The sequence below is a fragment of the Streptomyces sp. NP160 genome, from assembly GCF_006335115.1.
In the GTDB taxonomy this organism is placed as follows: Bacteria; Actinomycetota; Actinomycetes; order Actinomycetales; family Quadrisphaeraceae; genus Quadrisphaera.
The window spans coordinates 33,170-54,091 of the sequence record NZ_VDMJ01000022.1; the positions used below are offsets into that span (position 1 = coordinate 33,170).

At 73.1% G+C, this 20,922-nt stretch carries 20 protein-coding genes; 7 read left to right on the plus strand and 13 right to left on the minus strand.

The annotated features are described in order from the left end of the window. The first annotated feature begins 4 nt into the window (after positions 1–4). The gene (locus tag FHN55_RS22730; RefSeq protein ID WP_180357809.1) at positions 5–280 is read left to right on the plus strand and encodes a DUF4913 domain-containing protein; all 276 of its coding nucleotides are present in this window, start codon (positions 5–7) and stop codon (positions 278–280) included. Between the two features lie 5 nt (positions 281–285). On the opposite strand, the gene FHN55_RS12385 is transcribed toward FHN55_RS22730, so the two are convergent. From FHN55_RS12385 to FHN55_RS22735, 4 genes are all read right to left on the minus strand, one after another. Further along, positions 286–1,146 carry a PIN domain-containing protein gene (locus FHN55_RS12385; RefSeq protein WP_139712638.1) on the minus strand — a complete coding sequence of 287 codons (861 nt, stop codon included), beginning with the start codon at positions 1,144–1,146 and terminating at the stop codon, positions 286–288. A gap of 70 nt (positions 1,147–1,216) precedes the next feature. After that, complete coding sequence (locus FHN55_RS12390; protein ID WP_139712639.1) at positions 1,217–2,647, minus strand: toprim domain-containing protein; 1,431 nt, start codon at positions 2,645–2,647, stop codon at positions 1,217–1,219. Then, on the minus strand, positions 2,644–3,921 hold the full coding sequence (locus FHN55_RS12395; protein ID WP_139712640.1) for a relaxase/mobilization nuclease domain-containing protein: 1,278 nt from the start codon (positions 3,919–3,921) through the stop codon (positions 2,644–2,646). Before FHN55_RS12395 ends, FHN55_RS12390 begins: the two co-directional genes overlap by 4 nt. A gap of 142 nt (positions 3,922–4,063) precedes the next feature. Then, entirely contained in the window at positions 4,064–4,405 is a 342-nt protein-coding gene (locus tag FHN55_RS22735; protein WP_180357810.1) for a hypothetical protein, read from the minus strand. A 446-nt stretch (positions 4,406–4,851) separates the two neighbouring features. Between FHN55_RS22735 and FHN55_RS12405 the strand changes: the two genes are divergently transcribed. From FHN55_RS12405 to FHN55_RS12425, 5 genes are all read left to right on the plus strand, one after another. Further along, positions 4,852–5,226: a hypothetical protein gene (locus FHN55_RS12405; RefSeq protein WP_139712641.1), complete on the plus strand. Its 375-nt coding sequence runs from the start codon at positions 4,852–4,854 to the stop codon at positions 5,224–5,226. Positions 5,227–5,345: 119 nt separating this feature from the next. Next, on the plus strand, positions 5,346–6,647 hold the full coding sequence (locus FHN55_RS12410) for a hypothetical protein (RefSeq protein WP_139712642.1): 1,302 nt from the start codon (positions 5,346–5,348) through the stop codon (positions 6,645–6,647). Positions 6,648–6,732: 85 nt separating this feature from the next. Continuing rightward, complete coding sequence (locus FHN55_RS12415) at positions 6,733–8,130, plus strand: hypothetical protein (RefSeq protein WP_139712643.1); 1,398 nt, start codon at positions 6,733–6,735, stop codon at positions 8,128–8,130. Between the two features lie 50 nt (positions 8,131–8,180). Beyond that, entirely contained in the window at positions 8,181–8,483 is a 303-nt protein-coding gene (locus FHN55_RS12420) for a hypothetical protein (protein WP_139712644.1), read from the plus strand. A 571-nt stretch (positions 8,484–9,054) separates the two neighbouring features. Beyond that, a complete protein-coding gene (locus tag FHN55_RS12425) occupies positions 9,055–9,288 on the plus strand; it encodes a hypothetical protein (RefSeq protein ID WP_139712645.1) in 234 nt (77 codons plus the stop codon). Positions 9,289–9,551: 263 nt separating this feature from the next. On the opposite strand, the gene FHN55_RS12430 is transcribed toward FHN55_RS12425, so the two are convergent. From FHN55_RS12430 to FHN55_RS12460, 7 genes are all read right to left on the minus strand, one after another. Further along, the gene (locus FHN55_RS12430) at positions 9,552–10,604 is read right to left on the minus strand and encodes a Gfo/Idh/MocA family protein (RefSeq protein WP_257570922.1); all 1,053 of its coding nucleotides are present in this window, start codon (positions 10,602–10,604) and stop codon (positions 9,552–9,554) included. Then, the gene (locus FHN55_RS12435) at positions 10,601–11,632 is read right to left on the minus strand and encodes a Gfo/Idh/MocA family protein (RefSeq protein WP_257570923.1); all 1,032 of its coding nucleotides are present in this window, start codon (positions 11,630–11,632) and stop codon (positions 10,601–10,603) included. The genes FHN55_RS12430 and FHN55_RS12435 overlap by 4 nt, the downstream gene beginning before the upstream one ends. Beyond that, on the minus strand, positions 11,629–12,834 hold the full coding sequence (locus tag FHN55_RS12440; protein WP_373995730.1) for a Gfo/Idh/MocA family protein: 1,206 nt from the start codon (positions 12,832–12,834) through the stop codon (positions 11,629–11,631). Before FHN55_RS12440 ends, FHN55_RS12435 begins: the two co-directional genes overlap by 4 nt. A 71-nt stretch (positions 12,835–12,905) precedes the next feature. Then, positions 12,906–13,916, minus strand: coding sequence for a LacI family DNA-binding transcriptional regulator (locus tag FHN55_RS12445; protein WP_257570924.1), 1,011 nt, complete (start codon positions 13,914–13,916; stop codon positions 12,906–12,908). A gap of 122 nt (positions 13,917–14,038) precedes the next feature. Continuing rightward, complete coding sequence (locus FHN55_RS12450; RefSeq protein WP_139712648.1) at positions 14,039–14,944, minus strand: sugar phosphate isomerase/epimerase; 906 nt, start codon at positions 14,942–14,944, stop codon at positions 14,039–14,041. Positions 14,945–14,949: 5 nt separating this feature from the next. Continuing rightward, positions 14,950–15,993: a Gfo/Idh/MocA family oxidoreductase gene (locus FHN55_RS12455; protein ID WP_139712649.1), complete on the minus strand. Its 1,044-nt coding sequence runs from the start codon at positions 15,991–15,993 to the stop codon at positions 14,950–14,952. Between the two features lie 154 nt (positions 15,994–16,147). Further along, positions 16,148–17,362 (minus strand): phytanoyl-CoA dioxygenase family protein, encoded by a 1,215-nt coding sequence (locus tag FHN55_RS12460; protein WP_139712650.1) that lies wholly within the window; start codon positions 17,360–17,362, stop codon positions 16,148–16,150. Between the two features lie 143 nt (positions 17,363–17,505). Here FHN55_RS12460 and FHN55_RS12465 point away from each other — a divergent pair, with 143 nt between their 5' ends. After that, positions 17,506–18,546: a LacI family DNA-binding transcriptional regulator gene (locus FHN55_RS12465; protein WP_139712651.1), complete on the plus strand. Its 1,041-nt coding sequence runs from the start codon at positions 17,506–17,508 to the stop codon at positions 18,544–18,546. Between the two features lie 54 nt (positions 18,547–18,600). On the opposite strand, the gene FHN55_RS12470 is transcribed toward FHN55_RS12465, so the two are convergent. Beyond that, positions 18,601–19,614, minus strand: a complete 1,014-nt coding sequence (locus tag FHN55_RS12470) for a sugar phosphate isomerase/epimerase (RefSeq protein ID WP_139712652.1) — start codon at positions 19,612–19,614, stop codon at positions 18,601–18,603. A gap of 29 nt (positions 19,615–19,643) precedes the next feature. Continuing rightward, positions 19,644–20,843, minus strand: a complete 1,200-nt coding sequence (locus FHN55_RS12475; RefSeq protein WP_139712653.1) for a Gfo/Idh/MocA family protein — start codon at positions 20,841–20,843, stop codon at positions 19,644–19,646. Positions 20,844–20,922: the final 79 nt, after the last annotated feature.

A 20,922-nucleotide genomic window follows, 5' to 3' on the forward strand; every position in this document is an offset into this window, starting at 1 on the left:
TCCCGTGTACACGTCTGCCGAGGTCTGGGTGCGCGAATTCGTCTTCGAGGTCTTCCAGCGGCCCTTCGGGGGAGAGGTGCGCTGGTGCGCGAGCTGGCAGGACCACCCCGAGGCCGTCCTGCGCCTGGAGGCGATGTGGCGCGCGTGGGAAGTGCTGCACCAGGACGACGGGCTCGGCCTCTCCCGCTGGCTGCTGAGCCACTTCGACCCCAGCTTCACCGTCCTGACGGGACGCACCGGTCCCTTCGCCCGCTGCACGGTCGAGCGGCATGTGGCGTGACGGTGTCAAGTGGTCGGACGGACGGCCGCCAGACCCAGGTGCCTAGCTGAGAAGAGCATGTGCCTGTCGTAGCTGATCAGGGTCACCGGCCGGTCAGCCATCTGCTGGATCTGCAGTGCCTGAGTGATGATCTCCGAGTCTCCTACCGGCAGCGGCACATGGTGCGGCCCGTCGAGGAGTAGCCGTCCCCACACTCGGCACCCTCCGGCGCTGACGTCGGGACGGATGACGAAGCGCTCTTTCGATTCGGCGACGTTCACCTCCAACCAGGCGAGCACTCTGAGCGCCCGAGTCCGGGTGTTGGCATCGGTCGCACTCGCTGCTTCGGTCTTTGGCTTCCGCAAAGCGTCGCCGCGGTCCTTGAGGCGATCCAGCTCGACCAGCACCTGGTGGAGGACGACCACCTCGACGCTGTCGCCCCGGTCTGCGACGTACGACTCCCAGGCTGCCTCGGGCAGGTACGGCTCCTGGCCCATGAGGACGCTGGTGTCGGGAACGAGCAGCGTCCCCGCTGACTCCCACATCCGCTGTCGAGAGGCGATCTCGACGAGGGTCTCCTCGAAGGCCCTGAGGCGCAGCTCGACCTCGCTCAGCACCAGGTGCGTCAGCTGTTGTCCGAGTGCGCGTGGATCCACTCCGTGGACCAGGTAGTAGCCGCGGGAGGTGACGAGACCGTCCAATGTTGGACCGGTGACGACGCTCGAGAGCACCGGCAGGCGCGAGCCGGCCCACCTGACATAGGCGTTGAAGGTGTCGACCGCCTGGTTCGAGCCGACGTTCCGAACGGACGCGAGAGCCTCCTGCGCCTCCTTCAGGACCCTCTGGATGTGGTCGATGCGGACACCGGGAACGAGATGGACGTCCACATCCGACAGTCAGCCACCGATGCCGGGTGGTGCACCACTCCAGCTGCGCCGCCTGCATCGCCGGGCCGACTCATCGCCCTCGGCTCCGGGACGGCGACTGCTCGCTGGGGACTCGGTCATGCTGGGGCGGGCGGGCTGTCCCGGGCCGTGCGGCGAAGGTGCTGCCAGCAGTGGGGGTTGCGGCGCGGACCGCCGCGTCGACCGTGCTTGCCAGCAGGTCAAGCCGCTCCGCGAGCTGGCGGCTCGCAACTGTTCGCGCCTCTTCGGGAAGGACCGCGACGAGCGGCGCGACGTGTCGTGCAGCTCTCACCCGGCCCTCGACCCATTGCAGCTCGTCCCTCCAAGCGTCGAGACGGGCGTTGATGACGGAGGTGAGCAGAGGCACCCGCTCGTTGCTGATGAGAAAGGCCAGGTGGCCGGCTCCCTCCTGCCGCAGGACGTCGGCAGGGTCCTGTCCCTGGGGGAGCTGGAGGCGGTGGAGGCTGGCGCCGCGGGGGGCGAGGTGCCTGAACGCCGTCTCCGCCGCCGCTTCGCCTGCACGGTCGTGATCGGTGGCGACGATCACGGTGGGGTGCTCCCCGCGCGGCGCTCCCACGAGAGTCGCGACGTGGCGCTCTGACATCGCGGTACCGCACAGGGCCATACCGGCCCATCGGGTGCCCTGGCAGGAGGAGACGGCGATGGCGTCGAGAGGCCCCTCCACCAGGACAGGTGTCGCCCCCCACCACCGCACGTCGCGAGGGTCTCTCGCTGCGTAGAGCGTGGCGGACTTGTCGTAGATGGCCGACGCGGGGCTGTTGAGGTACTTCGGCGTGCGGCTGTCTGCACCTTCGGCGCAGCGGCCGACGAAGGCCACGACGTCGTCGCGCACCCTGACGGGAAGGACCAGGCGGTCGCGGAAGTGATCGATCAGGTTGCCCGTGGACGCACGCCTGCTCAGCCCTGAGGCGACGAGCACCTCGTCTCCCCACCCGCGCTGGCGCAGGTGGTCGGTCAGCGCGGTCCACCCGGCCGGCGCGTACCCGGCCGACCACGGGTCCTCGAGGGCGATGTCGAGCCGACGCGCAGCGAGGTACTCGGGCACCCAGCTGCGCGGCAGGTGGCTCCGGAAGAAGGCCAGCGCCTCGTGGTGCACCGCGTACAGGTCTTCCTCGGGCCGGCGCAGTGGTCTCGTCGTCGGACCTGCTGGGGTGGGACCGTGATCGGCGGCGCTGGCGAGGAGGACTCTTGTCGAGACCGCTCGTGTCGGCGCTCCAAGGGTGCCGCCAGCGTCCACGTCGGCTGGGTGGCTCCACGGCGACGTCGAGCTGCTCACCGCGTCGGGTGCGCGCTCGATCGCGGCCTGGGTCTCGGGCTCGCGGGCGGCGGGCCGGCCAGGCCGCAGCCGGCGTCGGATGGAGGAGATCCGCACCGCTGCCTCGGCCGCCGAGGTCAGCAGGCTGCCCAGCTGGGCCAGACGCTGCACGCCTTCTTCGTGCGGGTCGGAGTTGTCGGCGCTCACGCGTGGCCCCGTCCCTGCCGAGGGGCTGCCGTCACCGTCGGGTGCGCGGTGGCGGTTCCGGCACTCGGGGCCGGCGCAGCGCGGTGCAGAAGGTGCGCTGCGCCTCGCAGCGCCGTGGCGGCTTCCCTGGCTGCCGCTTCCTGTTCCCGACGGTGCTGAGTCGCGCGGAGGTCGGCGAGCGCCGCGGCCAAGGCGCCCGTCGCCATCAGGAGGTCGGCGACCTCCTGTCCCTCTCCGCGCTTCGCGCGGGCCAGACGGGCCAGGTCGCGAGCTGCGCGGCGCAGGTAGGCCCCTAGAGGGGAGGCGGGGGGCACCCTGCCCCAGGAAGCTCGTGCAGCGCGCTGGTACCGGTCCGTGACTCGATGGACCGTCCCCTCCTGGCGTCCCTCGACCAATCGCCCCGCGGCCGCGATGACGTCTCCACCCGCGGTGGCGACGTCATCGGCCTCGGTGATGCGCTGATGGTCTCCGAGCGCTCGGGCAGCGGCGCGGACGGTCTGGGTCGCTTGTCGGTAGGCGTCCTGACGCAGGGCGGGGTCGGTGGTCAGCTGCGGAGGCAGGGGGCCCGACGGCGTCTCCCAGCGAGCGGCGAGACGACCCCAGGACAGGTCGGGTGCGAGCTTGCTGCCACCGAACCACACCGGCTGGCCCTCGGCGTTGTGGTCTCCGGGCCACGCGACGGCGTACCCCGTGATGACGTCGGGGTCCTGCTCGCTGCGCCGCTCGCGCACGAGCACTCCAGCCGCGCGCAGCTCGGTGACGAAGGCGGCAGGAGAGTTGGCCACCGCTGCAGCGCTCAGCACGGCCCGACGCAGGAGTACTCGCGGCGCTTCGGTCCTCTCGTGGCGCAGCGCCTTCTCCACCTCGCCGCGGGAGGCCTGCTTGCCGGCTGTGCGGTCGGTCGCGCCGGTCAGCTGCAGTCCCAGCTGCGCCTCCATCGAGCGGCAGGCCTCGCCCACGCGGTAGAAGTCGTTGGACGTTGAGACCCTGCGTCCGTCCTGCCGGGCCAGCGTGACCACCACATGCACATGGTCTGCCGCGTGACGCACCGCCACCCAGCGGCAGCCGCCCTCGTCGTCCTTGGAGGCGAGACCTGTCCGGTCGAGCACCTCCCTGACGACGACTTCCCACTCCGCATCGCTCAGGCGGCGGTCCGCCGGGGCAGTGCGCAGAGCGCAGTGCCACACCGACTTGGACGGCTTGCGGAAGTCCGCCAGGAGGGGCTGCTGGAGCATCGTGGTGAGCGCACGGAGGTCGTGCTTGCCGTCCACCATGGCAGGTTGGTGCACCGACCGCGGATCCCATGCGGCTGCGACGTGCGGGTCCATGTGCTCGTTCACCCGGCCGGGCCCGAAGAGGTAGTGCAGCAGTCCAGCCACCCGTTGACCGCGGACCACTTTACCGATCATGACGGCCTCACCTCAGCTTCTGGGTGATGGCGTGGGCTGCTTCGTCCACGTGGACGACGGCCTGCGCTGCGTCCGCGATCGCAGCGCGCAGCCACGACGGCGGCTCTCCCGTGCGGTGGAGGACCTTGCCCGCGAGGTGGACGTTCGTCTCTAGCCGCCGCAGCTGAGCCCGTGCGTCGATGAGATCGCCGAGCGCAGCCCGCAGGGGCTCAGAAATCGGTGGTCGGCTGCCGGCAACAGCGGCGACGGTCGCCTCCGCGGCGTAGCCCGAGAGCGTCAGCCCCGCCGCGCGAGCGGCCTCCTCCACGGCGACCGCCTGCTCCTCGGTGAGGCGCAGGAGCACGCGCACCGAGCGCCGCGGTCCGCGGTGGTCCCGGTCACGTCGCCGGGCTGAGGCGCGTCGCGCAGCGCAATCCCTCCCGTGCGAGCCGCAGGAGGCGTCGCCGCCCGCGGCACGGGAGCTGTCGCCCTCCGGGAGCCTGAGAGGTCTGCAGCGCTCGACGGAGTCGTCGTCCTTCATCACACCACGACGGTCGCCGCAGCTGGTTGCCCGCTCAGTGCTCCGTGTTCTCGGGGCCACCACTGCACCGCACGGGCAACCGCACCTGAGCAGCCTCGCCAGCCTCCCGCACCGTCCAGGAGGTCTTCGTGCTGCCCGCTCCTCGAACGCCACACCCCAGCGCCTGTCGGTCGACGTGTCCACGCCCACGCGTCCTGTGGACGACTGGCGCAGTTGTCCACAGGCGTAGGGCGGCCGACCTCGTCGAGTACCGAAGATGGATCAACGTCCGCTTCATGGATGACCGCACCTCCCGTCTACTCGGCTCCCGCGAGACGAGGACCACCCACGTCCCACACCCGGCGGTGCGCAATGCACTGCGCTCCCTGCTCCGGGTACTCGCGGATCCTGAGGCGTCGCCCGTGGCCCTCGACCTCGTCGACGAGGTCGCGGACGTCGTGACCGACCTTATCGACGTCGACCCTCCGCTGCCCCCTCTGACCTACCCCGAACGCGGGGCTTGGGGGGATGAGCACGCGCTGGAGCTGGTCTGCAGCGCCATCGCCGACCTGGAGACAGCGGTGGAGGTCAGTGCTGACGCGTCGGAGAGGCTCCGTACGGCCATCGCAGCCCGTCGGCTGCGGGCGGTCATCGGCAGGTGGCGGCAGTGAGTGGTGACTGGCGCGGGCACAGCGAGGACCTGACCGTCCGGCTGGCGCACCTCGTCAAGCTCGGATCCGAGCCAGCCGTGAACGACCTCGATGCAGCCCTGCACGCGCGACGGGCCGTGATGACCCTGGCGACGGACGTCCTCTTCGTCGTCAGCCAGGTTCCCCGTCACACCCCTCGTCGCTGGGACAAGAGCGAGCGTGAGATGCACCCTGTCGAGTACCTCGGACGCGTGCTGCAGACACAGCACCAGCCGCTGCCGAAGATCTCTCTGGCGGAGTGCCTGGCCCAGAAGGGATCGGGACCCGGTGGGCAGGTCTGGCGGAGGGCGGCCACCGATGCGGTCCTCGCCCACCACGAGTGGAGCCGCCTCGACGCACTCGACCAGCGTCTCGGCAGCGAAGCGTGGACCGCGGTGCACGAGGTCGCGCAGTTCACCCACGCGCTGTCACTCCTCGACGAGGGGCTCGCCGTCTGCTGTCACACCGCAGGGCGGCACGACGACGCTGCCGCGCTCCTCGACGCGGCTCCCCGATTGCGCGGAGCCGCAGTCCCCGTTGTCGCCCTCGCCGGCAGCGGACCGCTGCCCGTGCTCCGGACGCGCACGCCACCGGTCGCTCGGGCCGCGCTCATCATCCGCCGTCCCGAGCACCTCCCGGCTGCGCTCGAGCGCCTGACGCACCTGGTGCGGACGGCCGAGCAGGTCAGCCCCGCCCACGTCCAGTTCGCCTACCGCCTGCTCGGGCGGGTCAGCGGGGACGCCTGCACTGCTCTGTCGAGCACAGAGCAGCTGACCTTGCCCGCCACGACGCCGTCCGGCGCTTCCAGCTCGGCGGCGACGCTCGGGGACGTCGCCGTCGAGTTCAGCCGAGCCCTGCACCGGGCCGGACGCCAACCCGGCCGTGCCAGCACCGTGGAGGCCTCCGACTCCGCGGTCCTGGTGCAGCTGCAGCTCATCGCCACCCTGAGCGCCGCGGAGCCGTCTGCGCGAGGGCTCCTGTGGGCCAGGGGTACGCCAGGGCGAGCAAGGCAGGCCGCCATGGAACTGCTGAGGGCCTCGACCAGCACCGCAGACGCGCTCTCCGAGGTGACCGTCCGATGCCTGGAGGACAGGAAGTGGCTCGTGCCAGCCGGCTTCGGGGGTGCAGCCGAGCTGACGTGGGTGCCGTCGTGGCCGCACCAGGCTGATGCCGTCAACCCGGATGCACCGCCGCTGCTCGCCGCCGGGCTCGACGCACGTCGGCTCGGTGAGGTCGTGGCTGACCGCCTGACGACCGAGCTGCCACAGACGGTGGCCGCGGCAGCGGGGCGCTCCCGCCCTCCTGCGGACAAGCGGCTCGGCGCCGCCCTGTTGTCGGCGGAGCGACAGGCAGCGCCGATGGCCATGCGCGCGTCCGAACTACGGCTCCGGCCGGGCCGCTGAACCGGAACGTCAGCAGCCCGGCGAGAGGCCCACCTCCATCCACCTGCCAGAACCACCAACAGACCCGACAAGAGGAGTCATCACCATGCCCAAGCACCGCCAGCCCACTCCCGCCGCGCGTCGTGCGCGCCCTGCCCTGGTCACCGCTGGAGCGCTGACGCTCCTGTGCACCGCCACCGGCGTCGCCCTGGCCGCCACGAACCCCGCGGCCGAGCCGTCACCGGCTGCCTCATCGGCGATGGAGTCGGCGACCACCGCCCCGACGTCCGACACGACGAAGCAGCCCACCGCAGCGCCGACGGCGACGGCGACCAGCGACCCGACGGCTCGCGACGCCGACGCGGAAGCCACTCCGTCGCCACCGGTCAGCGACGGCCAGGCATGGCTGTCCGGAGCCTCCGGCGACGGAGCCGCGGACGGGGCGCTGGGCCAGTGGCGCGGAGATCCGGTCGACATCGTCGGCACCTGGGCCGACGAGGGCGACAATCAGACCGAGCTGTACTCCATCGCCCCCGGCGGAGAGGTCGCCGACTTCGACGGCGCCATCGACATCGCCCCCGGCGGCCTGCAGGACGGCGACACCTGGGCCACGGCTGCCGACGGCGCCTACGACGACCGCTGGCGAAAGTCCCTGACCCGCATGGCCGAGCTGCGCGCCGGCAAGGGAACCACCTACATCCGCCCCTTCCACGAGTTCAACCTCGCCGGGTGGGACTGGACGGTCAGCCCTGGCGAGGCCGAGGCCTTCAAGACCGCCTGGACGCGCTACCGCGCCATCCAGCAAGACGTCTTCCCGCAGGCGCAACTCGTCTACGGCGTCAACGTCACCAGCTCGGGCACCGACCTCGACTGGCGCACCACCTGGCCCGGCGACGGCCAGGCCGACGTGCTCGGTGTGGACACCTACAACGGCTGGCCGACCATCACCTCCGCAGCCGACTTCGAGGCCCAGCTCGACGCCCGCGGCGACGACGGCATCCCGGTCGGGCTGGACGCCTACAGCGAGCAGGCCGCCGAGTGGGGCGTGCCGCTGGCCGTGCCGGAGTGGTCCGGCCGCGCGGAGATGGGCGATGAGAGCGCCTACGTCACCGGGATGGTCGACTGGTTCGCCGCGAACGCCGGCAACGGCCCGGGGCAGCTGGCCTACGAGATCCTCTTCAACGCACCCCAGGACGACGGCAACTTCCAGCTCTTCTCCGACGCCACGCGGATGCCCGAGTCCGCGCAGGCCTACGTCGAGGCCGTCGACGCGACCTCCGGCGACCGCGCAGCCGAGCCCAGCCGTCCCGCCGAGGAGCCGGCCGCGACCCAGGACGAGGCCGAGGACGAGGACGAGGCCACCGCGTCTGCAACGGCTTCACGGCCCGCCACCGCTCCGGAGACGGTCCCGCCGGCCGGTGCGACGCCGGCCGTCGAGCAGGCAGACATCGACGAGCTGGTCGCGCGGCTCGATGCGCTCATCGCCAGGCTCCAGCAAGGCTGACTCACCCGCGCGGCCTCCCGGTGTCGGTGGCGAAGACCAGCATCACAGCCGTGGCCGGAGGGATGGCGAAGAAGGGGGCACCGCTGCCCGCGTGGCTGGTCGCCGCCAACACCGAGCAGCGCCTTGCCGCGGAGGAGGCGATGCGCCAGCGCCGCCCGGCGGGCAACCCGTTCGTGTGGGTCGTCGGCTCCGAGGCGGACTACCCCGGCATCGTCATCGACCGCCGCCGGGTGGGCGCGGGCTGGCAGATCTACGTCGCTCATACCTCGCCTCGGCATGAGCTGCTGCAGCAGTGGCTGGTCGCCGAGCAGCTCCTCCCCTATGAGCGCCTCGGACCCGAGCCACAGCCGTAGCGACCCCCGCAGCAGGCGCCAGCCCGTCAGAGTCGGCGCCTGCTGCGTCGTCGGCGAGGTCCGCGGAGCAGTTCGCCGCGCGAGACTCGGGGCGCGTCCCTACGACGGTCGAGGCGCCTCACCGGCGGTGTTCCCTCACCGAAGAGCGGCCGTGGACGGGGGAGTGGTGGCTGGCCGGCGTTGGTTGGGAGCGGCACGTCGGTCCGTGGCTGGCGCCGTCACGAGAGCGGCCCGGGCGCTTCGCGCTGTGTCATTCGACGCAGCAAAGTGAGACGGGCCACCGAACGGGTCAAACGCGACTTGAACACAAGCCGTGAAGACAGCGGGCCTGGCGCCGATGAGCCGTCCGGAGAGGAGTCGGCCACCGAGACGACTCGGCACCTCAACGGCCTCGTCGAGGCGTCTGGTGGCCATCACTGGTACGACGACGAGACGGCCAGGTGTACTGCCTGGATGACCCGTCCCGCCCTGGTGCACCACGCGCATAAGGGCAGGAGGGATGATCAGTTTCTGCGGCGTTGACTACTCGCTGACGCAGTGACGAGCGAGCCGAGAACAGGAGGACCACACCATGGTCGCTGGCATGTCGATGCTCTTGATGGGCATCGTGGTGGTCAACCTGGCTGCCGTGCTCACGGTCTATGCGATCTTGCGCGGCCGGCAGCCCGCCCGGGTGGCCGTTCCGGTGATCTCCGTGATGGTCCTCGCAGCGATATGCACCTTTGCGGCAGCGCGCACACTGGGTGGCCTGGAGTTCGAGTGGGATCAAATGAACGCCGGAGGCGTGCTCCTTCCACCTCGCTAGCCGCAGGTCCATCTGCCGGAGATGGCGATCGTCAATCGGTACTCGGGATGGTGGCCTCGAGACGTGAGATGAGAAAAAGTTGGTAGTCGATGACGCCTGGCACCTGCACTTCGAGCTCGCACTGCCGCAGGCACGGTGTCGGCGCCGCCCCCACGAGGACCCTGCGGCTCGTTGGCCACGGGCACGGCGCGGAGGCGCTGAGGACCGCATCGACGGCGCTCCGGTCACCCGGAGCCGAGTGGACGCCCAGACCCCGCCACAGGTCACTGGGCGGCGACGCCGTGGACGGCTGCCTGCACGGCGTCGAGGGCGCGCAGCGTGGCCAGCGAGGCGTCGAGCGAGCGCAGGGGTGTCTCGGTGAGCCCGGCGTCCACGCACCGCGCGACCTCAGCCGCCTGCCAGTGCAGGCCGGCGTGCCCGGTCTCAGGCTCACGGCGGACCACCGGGGTCGGGCGCGCCCCTGACCCACCGGCGGGGACGAGGACGACGTCGCCGGAGGCGTAGAAGGGACCCGGCAGGCGCAGCGTGGCGCGCTCGCCGACCACGTGCGCCGTCGTCGGGGTGTCTCCCAGCAGCGTGGTGTGCACCGACGAGAGCGCTTCGCCGTGCTGCAGAACGGCGCCTACCTGCCCCAACACGCCACTGGCGTGGGGCACCCCCGTGGCGGTGGCGGCAGTGACCTCGCCGAGCACCCACGTGGCCAGCGCGAGCGGGTAGGTGGCCAGGTCGAGCAGGGGTCCGCCGTGCTGCTCCGAATCGAAGACGCGGTGCCCGGGGTCGAAGTGCTCGCCGAGGTCGGCGTCGACGGCGCTCACCGCTCCGAGGGTGCCGTCGTCGAGCAGCTGGCGCACCACGTCCCACCGCGGGAGGTAGGAGCTCCACAGCGCTTCGGCGCAGAAGACGCCCGCGGAGCGGGCGGCGTCGGCGATCCGCTGCCCCTGCGCGGCGTCCAGGGCCAGGGGCTTCTCGACCAGCACCGGCTTGCCCGCTTCCAGGGCGGCGAGCGCACCGGCGAGGTGGTCCGCGTGGCCGGTGGCCACGTAGACGACGTCGACGGCCGGGTCGGCGACCAGCTCAGCCCGGCTGCCCCAGGTGCGCTCGACCCCCAGCCGCTGCGCGGCGGCCCGGGCGCGGTCGCCGCTGCGGGACCCGATGGCGGTGACCCGCTGGCGCGTTCCCGCCCGCACCGCCGCAACGAACCTCTCGACGATCCACCCGGTCCCCATGACGCCCCAGCGCAGTGCCGGGGCCATCACCGGGTCGGGAGTGCGCGGTTCGGGCAGCGCGGTGGGCAGGGCAGTGCCGAGCGCGCTCACGCGGGCACCACCACGGGCACCCACGGACCCGCGCCGTCGACGGCAGCGCGCATCGAGCCGACGGCTGCGTCGCAGACAGCGGCCGCCACCAACCCGTCCCGGGCGGTGGCGAGGGCAGGCGCCGGGAGGCCGTGCACACCGTCCACCCACGCCTGCAGCTCGCGCCGGTACGCCTCAGCGAACCGAGGGCGCCAGTCGGCGGCGTAGGCGCTGGTCCGCAGCAGGTCCGCTGACCGGGTGGTCAGGGAGGTGGCGTGCGTGGCCCCGGACAGCGCGACGGCACCGGCGTCGCCGACCACTTCGCAGCAGATGTCGTACCCGTAGCGGGCCCCCAGGAGCACGTCCACAGTGGTGAGCACGCCGTCGGCGGTGCGCAGGAGCAGCAGCTGCGGGTCCTGCAGCTCTGGGCCTCCTGCGCTGCGGCGCGGTGCCTGCCAGCACACGTGGGTGACCGGAGAGCCGAGAAGCCATGGCACCGAGTCGGCCTCGTGGACGAAGGACCCGGTGATGAGGCCCTCGCTCGTGGCGCCCGGACCGGCGCTGACGCCGCGGCTGGTGCCGTGGACGAGCAGCGGGGTCCCTACGGCGCCGCTGCGCAGCGCGTCGCGCAGCTCGACGTGCGCTGGGTCGACCCGGCGCATGAACCCCAGCGTGACGAGCCGCTCGGCGCCGTCCGCCTCCAGCGAGCGGACCACCCGTGCCGCCTCTTGGAGCGACGGCGCCAGGGGCTTCTCGCACAGCACCGGCTTGCCGGCCGCCGCAGCAGCCAGCACCAGCGCGGAGTGGGTGGCGTCCGCGGACGCGACGACGACGGCGTCGACGTCGTCCTCAGCGATGAGCGAAGGGCCGTCCGCGCTCGTCCGAGCGCCCAGCTCGGTGGCGAGCGAGCGGGCACGCCCGGCGTCGAGGTCGGTGAGCCGGGTGAGCACCGCACCCGACACCTGCCGCGCCAGCAGACGGGCGTGATCGGTCCCCATGACGCCGCACCCGACGACGCCCACCCGCAGGGGCCTGGTGCCTGCGCTCACGCGAGCGGCTCCCACGCTCCGCTGGTCACCGAGCGGCTCATCGCGTCCAGGGCGCGGGCGCTGGCGACGGCGTCGTCCAGCGTCGCGGGCCCGCGCTCGGCGGGGAGCGCCGGGTCGGCGACGGCGCGCAGGAAGCGCGCGGCCTCGACGACCTTGAGGTCGTCGTAGCCCATGGCGATCGCGGCACCCGGCTGAAAGGCGGCGTGGTCGCCGTGCCCGGGGCCGACGAAGAGCGTCTGGGTGGGCGCGTCCTGGTAGAGCACCGAGCCGTCGCCGGCCCGGCCGCCGCTCACGCTAAGCTCACCCATCCGGCGGAAGTCCCAGCGGAGCACGCCGTGGTTGCCCGCCACCTCGAAGCCGTAGGTGTTCTGCTCACCGACGGCGACGCGGCTGGCCTCGAGCACGCCGCGCGCACCGGAGGCGAACCGCAGCAGGGCCGTCACGGCGTCCTCGTTCTCCACGTCGCCCATCGCGGTGCTCTCGCCCAGGACCACGCGCTGGTGCCCGGAGGTCGCCGCCGACGGCACCGCCCGCCGGGGGATGAAGACCGCGGTGTCGGCGACCACGGCGTTGATCTCACCGACCAGGTAGCGGGCCAGGTCGACGCCGTGGGAGGCCAGGTCTCCCAGCACCCCGGCGCCCCCTCGCTCCCGGGAGTAGCGCCAGCTCAGCGCGCCCGCCGGGTCGGCGGCGTAGTCCGAGAGCAGGCGGATGCGCACGCCCTCCACCTCGCCGATCGCGCCCGCGGCGATCCTCGCTCGCGCCTCCTGCACCGCGGGCGCCCAGCGGTAGTTGAAGCCAACGGCCGCCCGCACCCCCGCGGAACCCACGGCGTCCCGGACGGCTGTGGCGTCGGCCGCGCCCACCCCGACCGGCTTCTCGATCCACAGGTGCTTGCCCGCGGCGGCCACCGCGGCGCCGATCTCGCGGTGGAAGAAGTTCGGCGCCGTCACGCTGACGGCCTCGACGCGTGGCTCGGTGAGCACCTCGTGCCAGTCCTGCACGGCGGAGGCGAACCCGTACTGGGCCGCGGCGGCTTCGGCGCGGCCGGGCACCTCGTCGGCCACGACCACCAGCTCCGGGCGCACGCCCAGGTCGGGGAAGTGGTGGGTCACCCGCGCGTAGGACTGGGCGTGCACCCTGCCCATCCACCCGAAGCCCACCACGGCCACCCCCAGCGGGCGCGGCGCTGCGCTCGTCACCATCGACTCCTCAGCTCAAGACTTGGACCGGTCCAAACATTGCTGATCCTGGCGGACCAGCAGTAGTGGCGTCAACGGCTCGGCGGCGGCGCAGTCGTGTGGCGCGGCGTCAGCGAGACGGGTGCCACGACGGTGCGGCGCTCCCGCGACCGGTCCGCGACCCGGTCGAGGAGCAGGTCGACCGCCGTGGCGCCGACGGTGGCGCTGCTGGCGTCCACGGTGGTGAGGGACGTGCCGGGCAGGCGAGCGAGCGCGACGTCGTCGAAGCCGACCACGGAGACGTCCTCAGGTACCCGCAACCGGTGCTGGGCGGCTGCGCGCAGGACGCCCAGCGCCGCGACGTCGGCAGCGGCGAAGACGGCCGTGGGCCGCTCGTCGGCGGGGCGGCCCAGCAGCTCCAGCGCGGCCAGGTAGCCGGAGTCCTCGGTCATGGCGGTGCGCACCACCTCGAGGTCGACTGCGGTCCCGTTGATGACGTCGGTGAAGCCCTTCTCGCGCAGGCGCATCACCGCGCCGGTGCTGCCGGCCAGGTGGGCCAGTCGCCGGTGGCCCAGCGCCAGTAGGTGCTCCGCGGCCAACCCGCCACCGGCGAGGTCGTCCTGCACGCTCACGTCGACGTCGGGGAGGTCGACGTCGCGGGCTCCCGCGACCACGGTCGGGAGCCGCTTCGCCGCCTCGAGCACCGCGGGAGTGGGGTCGAGGGAGCCCACGAGCACCAGCCCGTCGAGGCGCAGGTCGACGAAGGTGTGCAGCACCCGCTCGTCAGCGGCGGCGTCCAGGCGGGCGTCGCCCAGGAGCATGGTCGCCCCAGCCGTGTGCAGCCGGGCGTTGACGGCCTCCAGCGCCTCCGCGTACCACGGGTTGCGCAGGTCGTGCACGAGCACGCCGACGACACCGGTGCGCCGCGAGCTGAGGTTGCGGGCGGTCGCGCTCGGTCGGAAGCCGAGCTCCTCGACGGCGGCCAGGACCGCAGCGCGCTTCTCCTCCCGCACCAGGGGCGAGCCGTTGATGACCAGCGACACCAGCGACTTCGACACCCCGGCGCGCGCGGCGACGTCGCGAATCGTCGGTGGTCTCGGCACGGACGACGAGTGTGCCGGAGACCCAGCGACGCCGCTGCGCCGGTCAGCCGCTCGGATGCGACTGCTCCGGACCGCGTCCCCCGTGCCCCTTGCGGTCGGCGCGCCAGGGGTCTCGAGGTCGGTCATCGGGGCCCCGTGGTGGGAGGGGCGGGCGCAGGCTCGACGTCGGTGGAGCCCGCCAGCACGGCGAGCGCGGTGTCGCGGGCTCGCACGAGCCCCTCCCTCAGGGGCTGGGCGCGGTGCTCGGCGGAGAGCGCCTCGACGCCCCACGGGCCGTCGAAGCCCGCCGCGCGGAGCACGCGGACGAAGCCGGCCAGGTCGAAGGAGCCCTCACCGCAGTAGCGGCGGCGGTCGCGGGTGTCCTCGAAGAGGGTCCCCACGACGCCGGGGTCGGCGTCGTCGAGCTCCACGGCGACGACCACCGCCCGCCCGCCCCGCTCCAGGGCCGCGGCCAGCTCCTCCAGCGAGGTGCCGGCGCGGAAGACGTGCCAGGCGTCCACGCACACGCCCAGCGCCGGGCGGTCGACGGCGAGGGCGAGCTCCACCCCGGCGGGGACGCTCGCCACCGCGGTCCACGGCAGCGGCTCGAGGGCGAGCCGCGTGCCGACCGCCCCGGCCTCCTCGGCGAGCTCCCGCAGGCGCGGCACGAGGTCGTCGGTGTGCTCCACGGGCGGTGGGGTCACCTTGACGTGCGCTGCCCCGAGCGCGCCCGCCGCCGCAAGCAGCAGCTCCCAGCGGGTCCGCCACCCGTGGTCGTCCTCGCCGGCCCACCAGCCGTCGAGCAGCTCGACCTCCACGTGGCCCAGGCCCTCGCGGCGCAGGAGGTCTGCCAGCTCGCCGAGGCAGCTGGCGCCGAGGGCCTCGAGGTCGGCGTGCAGCAGTCCCAGGCCGACCCACCCGGTGTCGGCGACGGCGCGGACGCGCTCGGCGAGCGGCAGGGGACTGCGTTCATCGGGCGCGGCCGGCACCACGTCGCCGGCGCTCGTCCAGCAGGTGGCGACCAGCTCGTGGCGGGTCGTGGAGCCCACCGGCGTCAGGCCGACAGGTCGACGCGCACGGTGCGGCCCTCGCGGGCCGAGGCGCCCGCGGCGTCGGCGAGCACCAGCGCGGCGCGTCCGTCCTCGAAGCCCGGGCTGGTCATCGGTCCTCCCCGCACCGCGGAGAGGAACGCCTCCAGCTCCGCGGAGTACGCCTGGCTGTAGCGCTCGAGGAAGAAGGTCTGGAACGGGGCGCTGGAGTCTCCCGAGGCCCCGGTGGAGGATCTGACGAGGGTGTCGGTGGCGTTGCCGACGGTGAGGGTGCCCAGCGGACCAGTGGCCTCCAGCCGCTGGTCGTAGCCGGCGGCGCAGTGGCGGGAGTTGGTGATGCTCACCGACTGACCGCCGGCGCCGACCAGCGTGACGACGGCGCCGTCGTAGTCGTCGTGCCTCGCGGTGACGTCGGAGAACTGCCGCAGGCCCACCGCGGTGACCGCCACGACGTCCGGCACGAACCAGCGGGCGGTGTCGAAGTCGTGGATGGTCATGTCGCGGAAGATGCCGCCGGACGCCCTGATGTAGTCCTCGGGAGCTGGCGCCGGGTCGCGGCTGGTGATGGTCAGCTGCTCGAGGGGACCGATCTCCCCGGCCTGCACGCGGCGGTGCAGCTCGGCGAAGTGCGGGTCGAAGCGGCGGTTGAAGCCGAGCGCCACCGGCACCGACGCCTGTGCGGCGCGCTCGCGCAGGCCGTCGACGCGGGCGATGTCGAGGTCGATCGGCTTCTCGCACAGCACCGGCTTGCCGGCGTCGAGGCAGGCGGCGATGAGGTCGACGTGCGTGGACGTGGGGGAGGCGACCACGACGGCGTCGACGTCGTCTGCGGTGATGGCCGCGAGGGCGTCGGCGGTCGCTCGTCCGCCGAACCTGGCCACCAGCGACTCCGCTCCCGCGATGAACGGGTCGGCGACGACTTGGAGCGCGGCGCCCTCCGAGCGGTGCACGCCCAGGGCGTGCACCTGGCCGATGCGGCCGCTGCCGATCAGCGCGATCCGAACCGGCCGGTCGACCGCCGAGCTGGTGGGAGTGCTGGGGCTGGTCACCGGTGGTGCTCCTCGTCGTCGAGATCCGGGCGGCACGACGCCGCGCCGTGATGCTAGCGAGTTGTCAGGTCATACCGTCAAGCATCGCCGGTCGTTGTCGCGGGCGCGGCGTCGGCTGGCGCTCGCGACGCCCACGACCGCAGTCGGGCGTGCCTCAGACAGCGGAACTTCGACGCTCCCCGGCGGCGTCGAGCGCCTCGACCAGCGCCGCGCGCTCCCAACCCTGCGACAGCGCCTGCCAGACCAGCTCGGCCTGGGTCTGAGGGGCCAGGCCGCCGATCGGCTGGTCGCGGTCGAGGTTGGTCGGGAAGGCGTAGCCCTCCGCGGAGGCCGCCACGACGTTGCGCAGCGACCGCTCGTCGGCGCCCGCCGCCTTCAGCCCGCGCAAGGTCTCGAAGAGCGCCGCGACCATCGCCGACCTGTCGACGACCTCCATCGCCCGGCCGAAGCCGGAGGAGACCTGCAGGAGGTTGGCCATGCGGCGCACGTCGGTGCTGGCGTTGCTGCCGGCCCCGTGGAAGAGCGCCGGGTTGAAGAACGCGGCGTCGCCCTTGGCCAGCGGCAGCTGGACGGAGTGCTCGAGGAAGTGCGCGGTGAACTCGGGCTGGTGGAAGGCGATGTAGCCGGCCGGGTACTTGTGGGAGTGGGGCAGGTACAGCGTCGGACCGGTCTCGACGGGCATGTCGACGTGCGCCACGGCGCCCTGCAGCGTCAGGACCGGCGAGAGGACGTGCACCTGGGCAGGGAAGCCCGCCGCCTGGTCCTGGTCCATGAAGCCCAGGTGGTAGTCGCGGTGCGCCGTCTGCGCCTGCCCGCCGGGGTTGACCACGTTGACCTGCGAGGTGACCTGGTAGCCGCGGCCGAGCCACGCCTCGCTGACCAGCGCCAGCACGTCGTTGGCGTAGTAGGCGGCGAAGGCCCCGGGGTCGCGGACGGCGAACTTGTCCAGCGCACCCCAGATCCTGTCGTTGGCGCCGGGCTTGGCGAAGTGGTCGCCGACGACCGCACCGGCTGCCTCCTGCTCCTCGATCATCGCGCGGAACACGTCCGTGGCGCGGTCGACGACGCCGGTGTCGAAGGCCTTCTTGACGACGACGATGCCGGGGCCGTCGGCCAGCGCCCGCGCCAGCTCGGCCTGCACGTCGCGGCGGCCCTCGGGAGTGGTGGTGTGCTCGCGCAGCCGCGCGCCGTAGACCAGCACCCCCTGCTCCAGGGCGTCGGCGTACGGGTAGTCGTCGAGTGACGTCTCGGCCAGGCCGGCCTCCACGACCGCGCGGAAGTCGTCCAGGGAGCAGTCGGCGGGGGAGTACCAGCCCGTGGCGACGGTGGTGCGCGCCGGGGCGCTGGGGCGGAGCGGGGTGGCGGTCACGGGGGTGCCTCTTCTCGTCGTCGAGCTGTGGGGCGTGGTGCGCGGGGAGGTCCGCCGCTGACAGCGACGCTAGGCCCGGCAGACGCCCACCCGGAGGGGCGGACCCCTCAAGAACCCCTCAGCCGACGTGGTGTGCTGTGCGGGTGCGCCACCCCTTCCGCGTGCGCGAGATCGCCGCCCAGGCGGGCCTGTCGGAGGCCACCGTCGACAGGGTCCTGCACGGCCGTGACGGCGTGCGGCCCTCGACCGCCCGGCAGGTGGAGCGGGCCATCGCGGACCTGCAGCGACAGGCCGACCAGCTGCAGCTCGGCGGGCGCACGTGGGTGCTCGACGTGGTGGTCCAGGCCCCGCTGCGCTTCTCGGTGGAGGTGCGCACCGCGCTCGAGGCGGAGCTGCCGGGTCTGCGGCCCGCCGTCGTCCGCGCCCGCTTCCACCTCCTCCAGGGCGCTGGTCCTGCACCCGTGCTGGCGGCGCTCCGCAAGGCCGCGGGCGCCCGCTCCGACGGCGTGGTGCTCAAGGCGCCGCAGCACCCCGGTGTCGTCGGAGCCGTGGCCGCGCTCAAAGCAGCCGGTGTCCCGGTGGTGACGCTGGTGACCGACCTACCGGGCTCGCCGCGCACGGCCTACGTCGGCCCGGACAACCGCGGTGCCGGTCGGACCGCTGCCCACCTGGTCGACCAGTGGCTCGGCCCGGCCGCCGCCCGGGCCAGGGCGCCGGCGGTCCTGGTGGTGCGCAGCAGCGGTGCGGACCTCGGCGAGGACGAGCGCGCCGCGGGCTTCGCCGAGGTGCTGGGGTCGCGCCGCGTGCTCGAGGTCCGCGACGACGAGACCCGCGCCCACGCCGTCGTCGAGGACCTGCGCACGACCCTCCACGAGGGAGACGGCGGTGGCGTTCGAGCCGTCTACGCGATGTACGCCGGGGCCGGCGGCGTCACCGCCGTGCTCGACACGCTCGTGCAGCACGGCCACGAGCCGCTCGCGGTCGTCGTGCACGACCTGGCGGCCGAGCACCTCGCTCTCCTGCGCAGCGGACGGGTCTCCGTGGTGCTCCACCACGACCTCCGCACGCACCTGCGGCGGGCAGCGCGCGTGCTGCTGCAGTCGCGCGGGGGCCTGCCAGGACCGGTGCGCTCGTGGGCGGCGCCCGTGCAGGTGGTGACGCGCTTCAACGTCCCGCTGCGGTGATGCACGAGCCAGGTGCCGCCGCAGGGACCGCTGGCTCGTGCCCGCCCGCGGCCATCAGACCCCCGCGGCGCTGCGTGCCTCCGCCAGGGTGGTGGCGGCCACCTGCAGGCCCTCGATCCGTTCGAGCGCGGTGTCCTCGTGCTCGATGTTCACCTTCATCTCCGGGTCGACCTCGTGCAGCGCCCGCAGGAACTCGGTCCAGAACTCGACGCCGTGGCCGTTGCCGACCGCCACGAAGTCCCAGGCGGAGTCGGACGGCCACTCGTTGACGTAGTGGTCGCCGTCGGTGAGCGGGCCGGTGCCCAGCCCGACGCGCGCCTCGTCGGGCCGCAACCGCCGGAACCTGTCGTCGAGCACCCCGTGGATGGCTGCGGCCGGGTTGGTCCGCACGTCCTTGGCCGCCGCGTGGCGCACGAGCGGGCCGAGGTGGCGGATCGCGGCGACCGGGTCGATCTGCTGCCAGAACAGGTGCGAGGGGTCCATCTCGGCGCCGACGTGCGTGGCCCCGGTCTGCTCGACCAGCCGCTCCAGCGTGGAGGGGTTGAAGACGAGGTTCTGCGGGTGCATCTCGATGCACAGGTGCACGTCCGCGTCGGCAGCGCGCCGGTCGAGCTCCCGCCAGAAGGGCACCGCGACCGACCACTGGTGCTCGAGGGCGTCGAGCCAGGAGGAGTCCCAGGGGTTAACGATCCACGTGGGTGCCACGGCTCCCGGTGCACCCCCAGGCAGCCCCGACATGCAGACCACGCGCTGCTGACCGAGCCGCCGGGCCAACTCGACCGAGCGCACCAGGTCGCCCGCGTGCTTGGCGCGCACAGCGGGGTTCACGTGCAGTGCGTTGCCGTTGACGTTGAGCCCGTTCAGGTGGACGCCGGCCTCCTCGAAGAGGCCCAGGTACTCGTCACGCGCGGTGTCCGAGGACAGGACCGCGTCGACCGGCAGGTGCGGCGTGCCGACGAAGCCACCGGCGTTCACCTCCACGCCCTCCAGGCCGAGCTCCTTGGCGGTGGCCAGCGCGGAGCGCAGGTCGAGGTCGTGCAGGACGGCGGTGTAGACGCCGATCTCCATGGGTCCGGTCCTCTCGTGGGTGGTGGGTGTCAGGCGTCGACGTCGACGGTGGTGCCCGGCTGCTGCGCAGCGCGGGTGACCGCGTCGAGGACGCGCAGGTTGTGCAGGCCGTGGGAGAGCGGCAGCAGGGGTGGTGTCTCGCCGGTCCCGGCGACCTGCTCCAGGAACGCGCGGCACTGGAACGTGAAGAAGTCGTTCTGCCCGTGGCCGACGCTCGGGAAGTCCATCGCGAGCCCGCCCGCGACGTAGGGGTGCTCAGGTCCGACCAGCACCTGGCGGTAGCCGCCCAGGCCCTGCAGGGCGGAGTCGTCGGAGACGAGCAGCTCGGCGGGGCGCTCGAGGTCGAAGACCGCAGCCCCGCGGTCGCAGAACACCGAGAAGCCGAGGCCGTTGGCGTGCCCGTGGGAGATGCGCGAGGCGGTCAGCGTGGCGGTGGCGCCAGAGGCGAGCGTGGCGGTGAAGCTCACGAGGTCCTCATTCTCCACGGGTGCGCGCTCGTCGGAGACGGCGCCCCTCGCGTGCCCGACGACGACGCCGAGGGGCGTCGGCCGCGAGGTGGTGACCGTGGTGAACGTCGTGCCCCGCACCGAGGTGACCGGGCCGCCGAGGAACTCGGCGAGGTCGACCAGATGGCTGCCGATGTCCGCCAGCGCCCCGGTGCCCGGGCCGCCGCGGTAGCGCCAGCTCATGGGGGCGTCGGGGTCGACGGCGTAGTCGCACCAGTAATGGCCGTCGACGTGCCGCAGCGCACCGATCGAGCCGCTGGACACGAGTCGCTGGACGGCGCTGATGGCGGGGGAGCGGCGGAAGGTGAAGCCCACGCCGGAGACCGACCCGTGCTCAGCGGCCGCGCGCTCGGCGGCGGCGACCATCGCCTCGGCGTCCTCGACGGAGGGCGCGAGGGGCTTCTCGCACAGCACGTGCTTCCCAGCAGCGAGAAGCCCCTCGACCACCTCGCGGTGCAGGGAGTTCGCCACCACCACGCTGACGGCGTCGACCTCGGGGTCCTCAGCCACCTCCTGCCAGCTGGTGACGGCCTTCGCGTACCCCCAGCGGCGGGCGACGGACTCCGCGAAGGGGGCGTGGGCGTCGGCGACCGCCACGAGGCGCACCTCGGGCAGGCCGCCGCCGTAGAGGGAGCCAGCGGCGCGGTAGCCCGCGACGTGGGCGCGGCCGGCCATGCCGGCGCCGATGACGGCGACACCGATCGAGGAGGGGGGAGTGGTCATGGGCGTGCCTCTCTGCACCGGACTGAGCCAGCGTTTAAAACGCTTTAAGACTCGGCTAGCATCACCACCGTCGCCGTCA

Coding starts and splice junctions, on each gene's coding strand:
- FHN55_RS12395 (WP_139712640.1), bottom strand. CDS start 3,921: ATGGTGGACGGCAAGCACGACCTCCGTGCGCTCACCACGATGCTCCAG.
- FHN55_RS12405 (WP_139712641.1), top strand. CDS start 4,852: ATGGATGACCGCACCTCCCGTCTACTCGGCTCCCGCGAGACGAGGACC.
- FHN55_RS12410 (WP_139712642.1), top strand. CDS start 5,346: ATGACCCTGGCGACGGACGTCCTCTTCGTCGTCAGCCAGGTTCCCCGT.
- FHN55_RS12415 (WP_139712643.1), top strand. CDS start 6,733: ATGCCCAAGCACCGCCAGCCCACTCCCGCCGCGCGTCGTGCGCGCCCT.
- FHN55_RS12425 (WP_139712645.1), top strand. CDS start 9,055: ATGGTCGCTGGCATGTCGATGCTCTTGATGGGCATCGTGGTGGTCAAC.
- FHN55_RS12470 (WP_139712652.1), bottom strand. CDS start 19,614: ATGGAGATCGGCGTCTACACCGCCGTCCTGCACGACCTCGACCTGCGC.
- FHN55_RS12475 (WP_139712653.1), bottom strand. CDS start 20,843: ATGACCACTCCCCCCTCCTCGATCGGTGTCGCCGTCATCGGCGCCGGC.